This is a genomic window from Halomonas sp. ND22Bw (genome assembly GCF_003011945.1).
In the GTDB taxonomy this organism is placed as follows: domain Bacteria; phylum Pseudomonadota; class Gammaproteobacteria; order Pseudomonadales; family Halomonadaceae; genus Halomonas; species Halomonas halophila.
Genome location: NZ_PXWD01001012.1, coordinates 1 through 266 on the forward strand (window position 1 = coordinate 1; position 266 = coordinate 266).

A 266-nucleotide genomic window follows, 5' to 3' on the forward strand; every position below is an offset into this window, starting at 1 on the left:
TGACGACATTGCCAAACGCTTGCCCGTATGGCACAAGCTGAACGACCTGCTGCGCCACTCCAAGGCGCTCGGACCCTACGCCACGCTGAAGGCAGAGTTGGACGCCATTGCGGCGCAGCGCAGCATGCTGGCCGACCCCGACCCGGTTCGCCCGCTGCTGGACAGGACGGTGGACCTGCTACGCCAGGCGCTGAACGCGAAGCTTGATGGTTTCCAACAGACCTACGTCCAGCAGCAGGCCCAGCTCCATGCCGATGCGGACTGGA

Annotated in this window: 1 protein-coding gene; it reads left to right on the forward strand. The window is 64.7% G+C overall.

Annotated features, from left to right (window positions below):
• A partial coding sequence (locus CVH10_RS21230) for a hypothetical protein (RefSeq protein ID WP_146143228.1) occupies positions 1–266 on the forward strand: 266 nt, incomplete at both ends.